Origin of the sequence: Proteus sp. G2675, from assembly GCF_963886535.1 — a bacterium.
Classification (GTDB): Bacteria; Pseudomonadota; Gammaproteobacteria; order Enterobacterales; family Enterobacteriaceae; genus Proteus; species Proteus mirabilis.
In genome coordinates this window covers 69,761-84,558 of sequence record NZ_CAWPCB010000004.1, presented here as the reverse complement: position 1 = coordinate 84,558, position 14,798 = coordinate 69,761, and the positions used below count along the sequence as shown (strand labels likewise).

Here is a 14,798-nt window from a genome sequence, read left to right as displayed (position 1 = left end):
GGCGAAAAATATTTGATCAGGATGCAATTGAAAAATTGCGAGGCTACTTTGCCAGTGTTTGTGCTGATTTTGATGTTGAACTGGTTGAAATGGATGGGGAACGGGATCACGTTCATTTATTGATTAATTACCCGCCAAAACTGGCGATATCTAATCTGGTTAACAGCCTTAAAGGGGTATCGAGTCGATTACTTCGACGTGATCGTCCAGATATTGCCCAACGTGATTACTACAAGGGGGTTCTTTGGTCGCCGAGTTATTTCGCGGGGAGTTGTGGTGGCGCACCAATATCCATTATCCGCCAGTACATTGAGCAACAGGAAACAGCTAGTTAGTTAAAAAACCGCGCCTTATATCCCCGACCTGAAGGACGGGGTTTTACGGTGCTTTGGATAACAATAGCAATAACTTACTAACAAAAAAGCATACATTAAGTTGTGATCATGAATTTTTGGCTATTTTTACTCCATTATAGGTAAGAGCGACTATAATTTAACTTAAAAAATAAATTTCAGTTATGAACATCTCGGGGACAATGTTGCCCGTTCCCCTATCGCAAAAACAAAGTCTGCTTATTGATATTATGTTAATCACAGCATTTTCTACTGTGTAGCATAGTGCTCAATAGTTATTCACTACTGAAATAACCATAGTTAGCATTTTTTATTTTATCTGAGTTTTACATGGGTCAATATGAGGGATACTCGTCTTAGCGATTGCTCTCTAATTTAAAAAACATTGAACATGTTGAGGCTAATGACACTTATCTATCTTTATTGATTATTTCCATGCTTTTTCTTCACCATATCCTGACCAATAAAGCTAAATAAGTTGTATTTATTTTTACAACTCACAACCAATCTAAATACTCTATATCAAGCTTATACAAAGAATAACTACCAAAAATAACACAGAAACACTCAGTTACATTATAAAACTAAATCAAATTGCTATTTTTATAAAAATTCAATAAATTTTAGCGAATTTAGCGCTTAGATACGTTAAACTAATACCCTGCTGTACTACTCGCCCCCCGATACATGTAGTTTAATAACAAGAAGGAGAATTGATGCCGCATTCAACCCCCCTCATTACCACCATTGTTGGTGGATTAGCACTTGCTTACATCTTAGGCATGATTGCTCAACGGCTAAAAATCTCACCTTTAGTAGGATATCTTGCTGCGGGTGTGCTCGCTGGCCCATTTACCCCCGGCTTCGTTGCTGATACCTCTTTGGCACCTGAGCTTGCTGAAATCGGTGTTATCTTACTGATGTTTGGCGTAGGTTTACATTTTTCTTTAAAAGATCTAATGGCTGTAAAAGCTATCGCGATCCCCGGTGCCATAGCACAAATTACCGTTGCCACCTTATTAGGGTTAGGGTTATCCACTTTCTTTGGCTGGGGTCTATTTAGTGGCATTGTCTTTGGATTATGCCTTTCAACGGCAAGTACTGTGGTATTGCTACGCGCACTCGAAGAAAGAGGTTTAATTGATAGCCAACGCGGTCAAATCGCTATTGGTTGGTTAATTGTCGAAGATCTCGCTATGGTATTAGCCTTAGTACTACTACCAGCTATTGCCAATATGCTTGAAAGTAGTGACCAAACAAGTATTTCACAGTTATTAATTAACTTAGGTATCACTATTGGTAAAGTAGTTGCCTTTATTTTAATTATGATGATTGTCGGTCGTAAGCTTATTCCGTGGATCTTAGCTAAAACGGCTGCCACTGGCTCTCGTGAGCTTTTTACCCTATGTGTGTTAGCACTAGCTTTAGGTATCGCTTACGCAGCAGTGACGCTATTTGATGCTTCTTTCGCATTAGGCGCTTTCTTTGCCGGAATGGTACTTAATGAGTCTGACCTCAGCCACCGAGCAGCACAAGATACTTTACCTCTACGTGATGCCTTCGCCGTTCTGTTCTTTGTCTCTGTCGGCATGCTATTTGATCCTATGGTATTAATTGAGCATCCTCTAGGTATTTTAGCCACACTTGCCATCATTATTATAGGTAAATCCTTAGCAGCCCTAGTGCTCGTTCGTATGTTTGGGCATTCACGCAGAACCGCATTAACCATTTCAGCCAGTCTTGCTCAAATTGGTGAATTTGCCTTTATTTTAGCTGGAATGGGGGTTGCACTAAATGTTTTAGAACCAGATGCACGTAACTTGGTTCTTGCCGGCGCCTTAGTCTCTATTATGCTTAATCCTGTTCTCTTCTCTTTGTTAGACCGTTATCTAGCAAAAACAGAAACCAAAGAAGAGCAAGAGCAACTTCAACAAGAAGAGATGGAAGAAGAGATGCCTGTGCCTGTCGATATTTGTGGGCATGCCATTATCGTCGGTTATGGTCGTGCAGGTAGTATGCTCACTGAAAAGCTACAACCACAAGCTATCCCATTGGTCATTATTGAAAATAGCCGTAATAAATTTGCTGAGTTAAAAGAAAAAGGCTTAAACGCCGTACTCGGTAATGCTATGACCAAAGAATCGCTGGCATTAGCGCGTGTTGATTGTGCTAAATCGCTACTACTAACCATTCCTAACGGTTATGAAGCAGCAGATATCGCAGAAACAGCAAGAAAAATGAACCCTGATCTTAATATTATCGTTCGTGCTCATTTTGACGATATTATTGTTCGTGCTAACTATGATGAAGAAGCTTCCTTTATTCTTGAGAAAGGGGCAAATCATGTGATAATCGATGAAGATCAGACCGCTTCAGCAATGGCTGAGATGCTAATACAAGAAGTCGAGTTCGGTTGCACCATTGATGACACACCTGAAGAGGGTCAACAAATTATTGCACCCAATGCAGCGCAATAATAGAGATTTATTTTTAAAATAAAGGATTAACAAACTAAAAAAGCAACACCTTTATCGCGTGTTGCTTTTTATTTTCTCTCTTTCACAAAAAAAGAGCGCGACGACTTAACTTAACGTTCCCAGTAAGCTTCTTCTAAGCTATCTTCTTTCTCAGGCAAACCGCGAGTCAAACGTGGTGAGTGTTGGCTTAATACTTGATAGCTTACACGGTTAGCATATTTACACACTTGCGCCAATGAAGAGTAAGTCAAATAACTACGTGGGTGTTTACTCGAATTAGGTACATTAATGCGATGATAACTATTTGCCGTAATATCATGTAATAGTGCAGATAATGCCGCATCGCCAGCACCATTGGTATTCATGATTTTTTCCGGCCCTCCCATATAAGGCTCTATATGCGAATAGACTTTTTCCGGCGTTTGGCAATCTTTAAAACGCATAGCACGACTAAACTCGTAACGATTAAATTCAGCAATTGCACCTGGAAGTAACGGATGAGTGGTTTGGCGTTTAAAATCACTCTCTGTAAAGCCTGCCATATACAATCCTGCAGGGCCTGCGGTACATAAGACTAAATCAACCCACTCTAAAGCCGCATCTGATGCTAACAATGGATCAGCATGACCTGTAAGCTCTAGGGCTTCATCTTCATTCATTGCCACTACCGAGACATGCTCTTTTAAGAAATCTCTCCACCACTGAGGATCGTCGGCAATCACGTATTTAGTACCTAATGTTAAGACAACCGGTACATCATGCTTTTTGGCATATTCTATCGCTTTCATAGTTGCCAACGGCATTGGCTCTCCCGGTTTGCAACGGACGAGATAAGCAGTTAAAACTAATGCCGATGCATCTGCAATCACATCCTCAGGAATACTTTCGGGCTGAAGTTGATTCATTTGACCAGGACTGATAGCAAAAGTACGTTCACCATTTTCAGTAATGAGGGTAAAGCAACGCCCTATTGCACCATCAACACCTTGTAAATAGTTTAAATCAGTACGGCTTGAGGTATTACATAAGTAGCGATAAGCATAACTACCAATCTGAATATTGTTACACATAGTCCCCAATAAAACAGAACGATCATCCGCTAATACGGAGTAGTTATGTAGTGTGTTACCAATAGTGCCACCCGCAAATTCATGGGTAATAAGATTATTAACCGTTAATTCGCGATAAAGGGCTTCCGCTACATCATCTTCAATAACCAGAGAGTGTCCCTGACTCAAGTTATAGCGATTGATAAACGCTTCATCTACCTTAGCTTCAATATCAACTAATGTTTGGTCGATGCCAACAATATAAGCCCGAGAAGATTCGCTCTCAGTCATATTGATGATAGGTTTTAATAATGGATCTCGTAAACTAACGGGAAAATAGTGTTTGGATTTTCTTTTGCCAGGGAATTTCATTGTGAACGATGCTACAAGCTAAAAAAGATGCGCAATGTTAACACAATATTAGTGGAGAGACAGTAGGTGTACGTCTGTACACCTACTTTTATTTGTGGATATTTACGCTGTTTTACGGCGATTTCTTGCCATATAGCCCAGTAAAACACCCATTACAGAAAGGATAAAACCAACAAATGCAGCACCGACTAAGATTAATGCACGTTTAGGCGCATCTTTCTTAGTTGGTTCATAAGGTTTTAGCATATATTTGAAAGGAACAAATTGCAGATCACCCAATTTTATTTGTTCTAACTGCTGAATATTATATAAGCGATTTTTTAATTCAGAACTGACCGTTGTAGGATCAGTAATCGCTTCTGTTATCGCTAATTTGCTACTAAGTGCATCAGCCCCCATGGCAATGGAGTAATCAGGATCATCTTTAATTTGTGCACCTTCACTAGAAATAGGCTTTTTAACCCCAGCAGCATTGGCAATTTCTAGTGCATATTTTAAGCGCTGAACATTAACATTACGCGCATTAGCAATACGTTCTAAATCCATTTGATACGCTTTTTGCGCATGGTTTAATTTACGCTCAATTTGATCATCAATTTCGTCTTTCACTTCTACCCGTACTTTAGTAGAAATAAAGCGAATATAACCTGACAGCAAATCGTAAGCTTCTTCAGAAGTTGGCGCAGTAAAGCTTAAGTTAATTTCGCCACTAAATTCTTCATCACTATTTTTACTGTCTGATGCTTTTAAATTAATATCTTTAGTAACAATAGTTTCGATTAATTTACGTTTATCCAATGGCGTAGGATCGTCCATCTTAGCCAATAAGTTTTTATAGTAATCCGTATTGACTAAATATTCTTCACGTAATACACGGGAATTGTAGTTATTGATAAATTTTTGGTAAACAGAAGAAGCATTTACGCCAGTATCAACATCAACCAAGCTTAAATCATTTAAGGTTGCTCTTAACTGCTTCATCTCATCTAACATTGGTTTTGTAATAGCAGCTTGGCTTGTCCATTTCTGGGGCAGAAAGCTCGCAACAGTAAAACCTACGATAGCAAATAAAAGTGTGATCCCAATAATGACAAATTTTGATTTATAAAGAACAGAAAATAACTCAAACAGATCGATTTCATCGTTCTGTTTTAGATAAAAATCGTCGAAATGCCCTTTATCAACTTCTGAAGATTGTGGTTTTGAAAGCTTACTATTCATTTTCCTGCCTAAATTTGTGTAATGCAGCGTCCGTTTATCAGCCATTTTAGTGCACAAGACTAAAATGGTTAAAAAATGAGAAAAGATAAGTTTATATATAACTGAAATATGATCAAATGAATATATCACCTAATCCGATAATCGTATTTAGTGAGCTTATCTATTATTTTTCACATATGTCGCGGATTATAGCTTCAAGTAAGTCAATATGCTCAACTTTATCATTCAAAGCAGGAATGTATTCATACTGTTTTCCACCACCATGTATAAAGAACTCACGGTTCTGTTCATTAATTTCTTCTAATGTTTCTAAACAGTCTGATGAAAATCCGGGACAAATAACCTGTACATGTTCAACCCCTTCACTACCCAGTTTTTCCATCGTTTTATCAGTATAAGGTGATAACCAAGGCTCACGACCAAAACGTGACTGGAAAGTCATCATCACTTTTTCTGCTGGATAATCAAGTTGCTGTTTTAATTTTTCTACTGTAAGGCAACATTCATCAAAATAGATATCCCCAGTTTTAATAAATCGTTCAGGAATGCCATGAAATGAAAGTACTAAACGATCCGGCTTACCATGTTGCTTGAAACTCTCGTCAATACTATTTACCAGCGCTTTAATATAAAGTGGATGTTGAGCATAACTACGAACAAAATGCAGTGAAGGAATAGTTCGCATCGTTTTAAACAGTTGGCTAATACCATCAAATACCGCCCCCGATGTCGAACAAGAGTATTGTGGATAGAGAGGTAATACAATTAGCTTTTCAACGCCCTGCGCCAATAATCGCGTCAGTCCTTCGTTGAGGGAAGGATTACCGTAACACATACCTAATTCAACAGGTATGTGCGCAAAACGTTGTGCTAACGCTTTTTGCTGTGCACGGCTATAGACTAAAAGAGGAGAGCCGTCTGGCAACCAAATTTGTTGGTATAATTTGGCCACTTTAGGTGAGCGAAATGGCAAAATAACCCCATGAAGAATGGGTTTCCAAATCCACGGGGAAACATCAACAACGCGAGGATCGCTAAGAAACTGAGCTAAATAGCGCTTCACTGCATCTGGTTGAGGTGCATCAGGGGTGCCAAGATTGACCAAAAGAACGCCGTATTTAGCATCATTCATACCAAGACTCCTTAGAGCTGTTTTATTAACATAACCAAAAGTAAAAGAGTAAAGGAAAATAGTGAACTCTGTTTGTCAATTAATCGGATTGTATTCTTTTTATAAATATTTTGTAAAAAAAATCCCGGTCTAACCGGGATTGCTTTTCGGTGCTATAGATTAACCGAGGATGTTTTTCAGTTCAGCATTAATTTCGCTTACTTTCTGTGTACCATCTATTTTGTGGTACTGCGCGTTACCCGCTTTAGCTTCATTTTGGTAATAAGAAACTAAAGGCGCTGTTTGAGAATGATATTCGACTAAACGTTTACGCACTGTTTCTTCTTGGTCATCTTTACGAGTTGTTAACTCTTCACCTGTCACATCGTCACGGTTTTCAACTTTAGGTGGATTAAATTTAATGTGATAAACACGACCTGATGGCGCGTGCACTCGACGGCCAACAATACGTTCAACAATAATTTCATCAGGTACAGCAAATTCCAGTACGAAATCAACATTGATACCCGCTTCTTTCATTGCATCAGCTTGTGGAATTGTTCTTGGGAACCCATCCAACAAGAAACCATTACGGCAATCGTCTTGTTTGATACGCTCTTTCACTAATGCTATTACTAATTCATCAGTCACTAATTGACCGTTATCCATCAATGCTTTTGCTTTCAGTCCTAATTCCGTGCCTGCGCTAACCGCAGCACGTAACATATCACCGGTTGAAATCTGTGGGATACCATAGTTTTCTTTAATGAATTGAGCCTGAGTGCCTTTACCAGCGCCTGGAGCGCCTAGTAGAATGATACGCATCGCGTAAATCCCCTTGCATTTAATTTTTTATAGTTAAACTCGAAAACGCATTACCATACCATTTTGTGAGGTCATCGCTCAAGAAATCACGTTATCGATTGCACTTTATTTTTATCGCAAAAGAAAAAAACCACGCTCTCTTGCGCAAAGAACGTGGTTTAAATGATTGAAAACGAATATGGTTACGCGTTTTTAGCTAATAGTTGATTCACTAAACGAATAAACTGGTTTGGATCTTCTAAAGTTCCTCTTTCAGCAAATAGCGCTTGATCAAGTAATAAATTGATCCAATCCGCGAACTGTGTTTCATCGGTCAACTCAGCCGTTTGTTTGACTAATGGATGGTTAGGGTTTAACTCAAAGTTGTATTTAACTTCGGGGACTTGTTGACCTGCAGCCGCAAAAAGTTTCGCCATTTGCGTACTCATTTCATCCGCGCCAGTAGTAACAATAGCAGGCGTATCCGTTAAACGATGAGTTAATTTCACCTCTTTAACTTTATCACCTAGTAAGGTTTTTACACGCTCAACAAAAGGTGCCAGTTGTTTATCTGTCTCCTCCTGCTGCGCTTGTTTCTCTTCATCAGCCAGTTTATCTAAAGATTCATCTGCTTTGCTCACAGATTGGAATGATTTACCATCGAATTCAGTGAGATAGTTCATCATCCACTCATCAATGCGATCGGATAGCAGTAGAACTTCAATACCTTTTTTACGGAATAATTCTAGATGAGGGCTATTTTTGGCCGCAGCATAGCTATCAGCAGTGATATAATAGATTTTATCCTGACCTTCAACCATACGACTCACGTAATCTGCCAATGAAACAGTTTGTGCATCGCTGTCATTATGAGTAGAAGCAAAGCGCAGTAATTTAGCAATGGCTTCAATATTAGCGTGATCTTCTGCAGGACCTTCTTTTAACACTAAACCGAACTCTTTCCAGAAAGTTTGATACTCTTCAGGATTATTGTCAGCCAGTTTCTGTAACATTTGTAATGCACGTTTAGTTAATGCGCTACGTAAATTACGTGTCACAGAGCTATCTTGTAAGATCTCACGAGAAACGTTCAATGGTAAATCGTTAGAATCGACTAATCCGCGGATAAAACGCAAATAGTTAGGCATAAACTGTTCAGCTTCGTCCATAATAAAGACGCGCTGTACATACAGTTTTAAACCGTGTTGATGTTCACGGTTCCATAAATCCCAAGGTGCTTTAGAAGGAACATACAGCAGGCTGGTGTACTCTTGTTTACCTTCAACCCGGTTATGTGCCCAGCACAGCGGATCAGCAAAATCATGAGAAAGATGCTTATAAAATTCTTTATATTCATCATCACTGATTTCTGACTTATTACGCGTCCATAACGCTTGAGCTTTATTTATTTTTTCCCATGTAACGGTGCCGTCTTCTTCATTTTTAGTTTCTATTTCGACAGGTAGGGAAATATGATCAGAGTATTTGCTGATAATACTACGCAGACGCCAATCATCTAAATATTCGTCTTCACCTTCACGTAGATGCAGGGTAATTTCGGTACCACGATCCGCTTTTTCAATATCAGCAACCGTATAATCACCTTCACCTTGTGACTCCCAGAAAACACCTTTATCAGCAGGTTGCCCCGCGGCACGGGTACGTACCGTCACTTTGTCTGCCACAATAAATGCGGAATAAAAACCGACACCAAACTGACCAATTAATTGGCTATCTTTCGCTTGGTCTTGTCCAATAGACTCTAAAAATGCTTTAGTCCCTGATTTCGCAATAGTCCCTAAATTATCAATCACTTCATCGCGGGTCATACCTATGCCGTTATCACTGATAGTCAGTGTTCTTTTTTCTTTATCAGTGGCAATGCGGACATGAAGTTCACCCTCATTTTCATAAAGAGCCGCATCGGATAATGCACGAAAACGTAACTTATCCGCCGCATCCGATGCATTAGAAATCAATTCGCGAAGGAAAATTTCTTTATTAGAGTAAAGAGAATGGATCATTAATTGTAGAAGTTGCTTAACTTCAGACTGAAATCCTCTCGTTTCCTGATCTTTCATACTCATTTTTACCTCAATTTATCCTAATTTGGCGAAAAAAATCGATATGACTTAAAAGGTGGGGATAGTTAAGCAAGTTTCAAGGGAGCAGAGCTTAATAACATTAATAAAAATACTGAAACGCCATATAAAGAGGAAAATTCAATTACATAACAGCTAGGAATAACCGCCAAGGCAAGCATGATATAAAGCCATTGGCGGTATGTAGATCACCGCGATAAATGGTTATCACCATCATCGGCTAAAATCGCTTGTGCACCTAAATTCGCCTCTTCAATAGCATGTTTTATGGAATCGGCATGAGCAAGCACCACACCTAAACGACGATGTCCTGAGATTTCAGGTTTAGCAAATAAACGAATTTGTCGATTTGCCTTAAGCGCTTTTTCTAATCCCGTATAGACAATATTAGTACTAGACAACTCAGGTAAAATCACCGCGGAAGCACAAGCACCTAATTGGCAAATACCACCGATGGGATAGCCTAAAAAAGCACGCACATGGAGCGCAAATTCTGATAAATCTTGTGAAATTAAGGTAACAAGCCCTGTATCATGAGGACGCGGTGATACTTCATTAAAAAACACCTCATCACCTTGGATAAATAGTTCCACACCAAATAACCCATAACCGCCCAAATTCTCCACTACTTTACTAGCGATATGTTGTGCTTTGGCAAGGGCAATATCACTCATTTTTTGTGGTTGCCATGACGCACGATAATCGCCTTTTTCTTGCCGATGACCAATAGGCTCGCAAAAATGAATACCATCAATAGCACGAATCGTGAGTAATGTTATCTCAAAATCAAACGGGATCATCTTTTCAACAATCACGCGCCCTTGCCCTGCTCTTCCCCCTTCTTGAGAATAAGTCCATGCACTAGTGAGATCTTGCTCTGAACGAATAACACTTTGTCCTTTTCCAGATGAGCTCATCACCGGTTTTACAATACAAGGAAAACCAATCTCAACCGCCGCTTTTCTAAAAGCCGCTTCATCATCAACAAATTGATAAGGAGAAGTCAGTAAGTGTAATGTTTCTGCAGCGAGACGGCGTATTCCTTCCCTATCCATAGTGAGTTTTACTGCACGGGCACAAGGTACAACTTTTTGACCATTATTTTCTAATTCGACTAATAATGAAGTAGCAATAGCTTCAATTTCAGGCACCAAAAAATCGGGTTTTTCTTGAGTTATAATCTGTTTTAATGCCTCGCTATCAAGCATATTGACGACATAATGGCGATGAGCAACATGCATTGCCGGCGCATTGGCATAGCGATCAACCGCAATAGTCTCAATGCCAAGACGTTGGCATTCAATGATCACCTCTTTACCTAATTCGCCTGCACCTAATAACATCACTTTTGTGGCATTAGTGGTCAGAGCCGTTCCCAAAATGGTCATTTTCGATCCTTATCTCAGTCAGATAATACGCATTACGCAAACGTTTGCATTTAGTGGTAGCATAACGGAATTTAACAAAGAGAAAAATAGCCATAGTAAAATTTAAATACTTTATATTTTTTGGCTATGCTGACCTTTATGAATTTTTAAGGCATTAAGGCGCTTTCTAATCAGCGCAAAAATACAACACAATAGCCCTAACCAAATCAATGAAAAACTTACTCCTTTCACAGCATCAAATGCTTCATGGAATAGGAATACGGCCAGTAAAAACTGCATTGTCGGTTCAATATACTGTGCTAAACCAATAACGGTTAAGGTGGTTCTTTTGATTGCTGCGGTAAAAAACAGTAAAGGGAGAATAGTCACTGGCGCGGTTAAAATATAATAGAAACGAGTTAAATTGTCTGCAGAAGAAAACGCACTTTCATCTCGCATAATCAGCCAAATCATCGCCCCTATAGCGACCGGAATTAGCCACAAAGTTTCAATAAATAATGAAGTTATGACATCAAAACGAATAAATTTACGAATGAGTCCATAAATCGCAAATGCTCCTCCCATCACGAGTGCCAGTATGGGTAATTGACCATACATCCATAATTGATATCCCACTCCTGCACAAATTAATATTACCGCCCATTTTTCAGCAGGATTTAATTTCTCTTTAAGAAAGATAACGCCCAATACAATAGAAAAAAGTGGATTAATAAAATACCCCAGACTGGCGGCTAAGACTTGTTGATGCGTAAGTGCATAAGTAAAGGTGCACCAAGAGACTGCCATTGCTAATGAACTAAATAAACACATAAAAATAGAGCGTCTATCTTGGAGAACAGCACGCCAGCGAGTTCTATTTTTAATAAATAATCGAACCAGTAATAACAGGGGAATAGACCAAATAAGACGTTGTGCAAGTAACTCTAATGGTTGAGCACCGGGTAATAGCCGATAAAAAAGAGGGGTTATTCCCCATAAAATATAGGAGCAAATGGCTAATAAGACACCTGACTGAGCCCACATATGACTTTCCACCAATAGCGTTAAAGAGACCTTACTATCATACGCCGAAAACGAATCAAACAATATGATCATATCCGCTACTTATCAGCATCAAAGTAAGCGATTATCAAAATAAACCACTGAGTTAAACATAAAAAAAATCTCTATAAATAAAGTTGTATAAACCTTATTTATAGAGATCACAAAAAGACCAGAGCAAAGGGGAAAATAGGACTTACAAGCAAATAAACAAATAATTCATTAAAAAATATCTCGTACATGTAACGGCGGTTGTTTACTGACAAATTCACGCAATACTTTTCGGCTCGGTGCTGCAGCAATAGCGCCCTTTTTAGTGGTTGCTAATGCGCCACAGGCCGCGGCTTGCGTAATAATTTTTAATAAATATTGTTCATCATCAGCAAAACCATATTCTGCAACTGCGGCTAATAATCCAGACATAAAGGCATCACCTGCCCCTGTGGTATCAACACAATTGACGGTAAAGGCACTCAAGGCAACTTGTGTTGTAGGCGTCAACACTAAACATCCTTTAGAGCCTTGGGTGATCACTTTTAAACGAGCAGGATAATCAGCTAATTTTTTTAATGCATTTTCTAACGTAATTTCCTGAGTCATCCAAGTCAGTTCATCTTCAGATAATTTCAAAATATCTGCTTTATGAGCATATTCATCGATGATCGCACGCATTTCTTCATGATCACGCCACATTTGGGGGCGTAAATTAATATCGAAACTCAGTAAAGAGTCGCTATTTTTTACTTTACTAATAGCACTATCTAGCGTCGAGCGACAAATTGGATTAACTAAAGCAAGTGAACAAAAATGTAAAATGTCTTTTTCAAATACAGGCAGTGATTTATTGGTAAGAAATTGATCAGCAGAGTCCGCAACTAAAAAAGTAAAATCTCGTTCGCCATTTTCTTGCAACGAAACTAAGACTGTACTGGTACGATGTAACTCATCAAATTCCATTGTGCTGGTATCTACACCGAGATCAAATAACGTTTTTTGCATAAAGTGACCAAATGCATCTTCACCGACCCGACCAATAAAGCCACTTTGCTGTCCTAATTTTGCAACACCTGCAGCGACATTCACTGGTGCTCCACCAGCACATGCTTCATATTGCATATTTTGCAGTGGAATTAGGTCAACAACCGCATCACCTAAAGACCAGACTTTCATAATCTCTCCTGAAGATAAGCCACTATTTTTATTCACTATATTGTATTTTTATCAGTATTAATAACTAAAAAAATAAAGATATTGCTCGAAAAAACATCCTGATAACGTTAACATAATGGTGTACAATAATAAAGATAAATTCAAACAACACGCTTTTTAACCCTAAATGTTATCGCTAATAAGGGTGACATATAGCTTACAGAATAACTGATAAAATCAGGATAATGAGATGAAGCAACGTTTAGAACAATCGACAACTGCCCTAAATGCCTTACAAAAAAAACGTGGAGAGCAATTTTATCCTCAATTCCATTTAGCCGCTCCTGCGGGATGGCTTAATGATCCTAATGGCCTTGTTTATCATAACGGCTTATATCATGCATTTTATCAACATCATCCTTTTTCTGAACTTTGGGGGCCGATGCATTGGGGACATGCTACCAGCAAAGATATGATCCACTGGCAACATCAGCCAATCGCCCTTGCTCCGGGCAATGAGTATGATAAAAGTGGTTGCTTTTCCGGATCAGCGGTAAGTCATGAAGGTAAATTATACCTCTTTTATACCGGCCATAACTGGTTAGCAGAAGAAGGCGATGACAGCCAAATTTACCAAGCACAATGTGTGGCAGTCAGTGAAGATGGGATCCATTTTGAAAAGAAAGGCATTATCTTACCGCCACCACAAGGATATATGCACTTTCGTGATCCAAAAGTTTGGTTTCAAGAAGGAAAATGGTGGATGGTAGTCGGTGCCCGCGATGAAAAAGACCAAGGCCAAGTGTTACTTTTCTCCAATGACACCCTATTTGAAGAAGGGAAACAATGGCGTTCGGAGTACAAGGTATTAGGCAAAACCGATGATAAAAACGTCTACATGTGGGAATGCCCTGACTTTTTTCCTATCAGTGATGATAACGAATTTGCTCTTGTTTTTTCACCACAAGGAAAACGCGCTGAAGGTTATCAATACCGTAATCTGTTTCAAACCGGTGCACTGATCGGTCAGTGGTCACCAAAACAACCTTTTATCATACATGGTCATTTTACTGAGCTTGATAATGGTCATGACTATTATGCTCCACAATCTTTTGTTACTGCTGATGGTCGCCGTGTTTCTATGGGATGGATGGATATGTGGAACTCCCCTATGCCTTCGCAACAGGAGTTTTGGGCTGGTTGTTTCACGCTTCCTCGTGAAATTAACTTTGATAAAAGGGCAAACCGTTTACGTATGACCCCGATAAAAGAAGTTGAAAGTCTCAGACAAACAAGAAATACGATAGAGATGACCACACTCAATAACCAAGCGCTTAAATTACTCGATAAGACACCGGCTATTGAGTTAAATTTAACCTGGTCATTAGATAGCCAAGCGGAAAAATTTGGTCTTTGGTTAGGAAAAGGTTTAGAGGTATTTGTCGATAATCAATCAAATCGCTTTGTGATCCGTCGCCATTATCCACAATATAATATCAGTGGCTCACGTAGCACACCGTTGCCAGTAGGAAGCGAAATTAACTTACGTATATTTATTGATCGCTCATCAATAGAGGTTTTTATCAATCACGGAGAGCTGACCTTTAGTAGCCGTTATTATGCAGATGAAAATGATCGCGATTTATCGCTATTTGCCACAGATGGCAGTGCCACATTAATCGCCGGTGAATATTGGACACTATCAACGATAAGTTGAGCGTTGTAATGTTT

The 14,798-nt window shown here is 39.1% G+C and carries 11 protein-coding genes; 3 read left to right on the top strand and 8 right to left on the bottom strand.

Features of this window, described 5'->3' with window-relative positions; translation table 11 throughout:
- On the top strand, positions 1-335 hold a 335-nt coding region (gene tnpA, locus AACQ49_RS00740), incomplete at its 5' end, for an IS200/IS605 family transposase (protein WP_161778838.1).
- A gap of 734 nt (positions 336-1,069) precedes the next feature.
- Entirely contained in the window at positions 1,070-2,830 is a 1,761-nt protein-coding gene (gene ybaL / locus AACQ49_RS00735) for a YbaL family putative K(+) efflux transporter (RefSeq protein ID WP_129623383.1), read from the top strand.
- Positions 2,831-2,940: 110 nt separating this feature from the next.
- On the opposite strand, the gene AACQ49_RS00730 is transcribed toward ybaL, so the two are convergent.
- The 8 genes from AACQ49_RS00730 to AACQ49_RS00695 form a co-directional block, all read right to left on the bottom strand.
- Entirely contained in the window at positions 2,941-4,251 is a 1,311-nt protein-coding gene (locus tag AACQ49_RS00730) for an inosine/guanosine kinase (protein ID WP_004244274.1), read from the bottom strand.
- A gap of 102 nt (positions 4,252-4,353) precedes the next feature.
- Positions 4,354-5,472 (bottom strand): LPS O-antigen length regulator Wzz(fepE), encoded by a 1,119-nt coding sequence (gene wzz(fepE) / locus AACQ49_RS00725; protein WP_004248652.1) that lies wholly within the window; start codon positions 5,470-5,472, stop codon positions 4,354-4,356.
- A 163-nt stretch (positions 5,473-5,635) separates the two neighbouring features.
- The gene (hemH, locus tag AACQ49_RS00720) at positions 5,636-6,604 is read right to left on the bottom strand and encodes a ferrochelatase (RefSeq protein ID WP_004244277.1); all 969 of its coding nucleotides are present in this window, start codon (positions 6,602-6,604) and stop codon (positions 5,636-5,638) included.
- A 159-nt stretch (positions 6,605-6,763) separates the two neighbouring features.
- Positions 6,764-7,408, bottom strand: a complete 645-nt coding sequence (adk, locus tag AACQ49_RS00715) for an adenylate kinase (protein ID WP_036895518.1) — start codon at positions 7,406-7,408, stop codon at positions 6,764-6,766.
- Positions 7,409-7,590: 182 nt separating this feature from the next.
- Positions 7,591-9,474 (bottom strand): molecular chaperone HtpG, encoded by a 1,884-nt coding sequence (htpG, locus tag AACQ49_RS00710; protein ID WP_004244279.1) that lies wholly within the window; start codon positions 9,472-9,474, stop codon positions 7,591-7,593.
- Between the two features lie 203 nt (positions 9,475-9,677).
- Complete coding sequence (gene purT, locus AACQ49_RS00705) at positions 9,678-10,877, bottom strand: formate-dependent phosphoribosylglycinamide formyltransferase (protein WP_129623382.1); 1,200 nt, start codon at positions 10,875-10,877, stop codon at positions 9,678-9,680.
- Between the two features lie 111 nt (positions 10,878-10,988).
- Positions 10,989-11,900 (bottom strand): EamA family transporter RarD, encoded by a 912-nt coding sequence (rarD, locus tag AACQ49_RS00700; protein WP_004248658.1) that lies wholly within the window; start codon positions 11,898-11,900, stop codon positions 10,989-10,991.
- A 240-nt stretch (positions 11,901-12,140) separates the two neighbouring features.
- On the bottom strand, positions 12,141-13,088 hold the full coding sequence (locus tag AACQ49_RS00695) for an aminoimidazole riboside kinase (RefSeq protein ID WP_004244286.1): 948 nt from the start codon (positions 13,086-13,088) through the stop codon (positions 12,141-12,143).
- A 229-nt stretch (positions 13,089-13,317) separates the two neighbouring features.
- Here AACQ49_RS00695 and AACQ49_RS00690 point away from each other — a divergent pair, with 229 nt between their 5' ends.
- Positions 13,318-14,784, top strand: a complete 1,467-nt coding sequence (locus AACQ49_RS00690; protein ID WP_004248659.1) for a glycoside hydrolase family 32 protein — start codon at positions 13,318-13,320, stop codon at positions 14,782-14,784.
- Positions 14,785-14,798: the final 14 nt, after the last annotated feature.